This is a genomic window from Ramlibacter aquaticus, from assembly GCF_015159745.1.
In the GTDB taxonomy this organism is placed as follows: domain Bacteria; phylum Pseudomonadota; class Gammaproteobacteria; order Burkholderiales; family Burkholderiaceae_C; genus Ramlibacter; species Ramlibacter aquaticus.
On record NZ_JADDOJ010000204.1, the window covers coordinates 1 to 412 of the forward strand.

Here is a 412-nt window from a genome sequence, read left to right on the forward strand (position 1 = left end):
GATCACCGATCCGTATTCGCCCACCGCGCGCGCGAAGGCCATCGCGAAGCCCGTGAGCAGCGCCGGCGTGATGGCCGGCAGGATCACCTTGGTGAAGATCTGCCAGCGCGTCGCGCCCAGGCTGGTGGCGGCTTCCTCGAGTTCCTTCTCGGCGTCTTCCAGCACCGGCTGCACCGTGCGCACCACGAACGGCAGGCCGATGAAGATGAGGGCGATGACCACGCCCGCCGGCTTGAAGGCGAGCTGGATGCCGAGCGGCTCCAGGTACTGCCCCACCCAGCCGTTGCCGGCGAGCAGCGCGGTGAGCGAGATGCCGGCCACGGCCGTGGGCAGCGCGAACGGCAGGTCCACCAGCGCATCCACGATCTTCTTGCCGGGGAAGCGGTAGCGCACCAGCACCCACGCGATCAGC

At 69.4% G+C, this 412-nt stretch carries 1 protein-coding gene; it reads right to left on the reverse strand.

Annotated elements, in window-relative coordinates; genetic code table 11:
• Window positions 1-412, reverse strand: a 412-nt coding sequence (gene cysT, locus IM725_RS20125; RefSeq protein ID WP_193782409.1) for a sulfate ABC transporter permease subunit CysT, incomplete at both ends; no start/stop codon positions are given.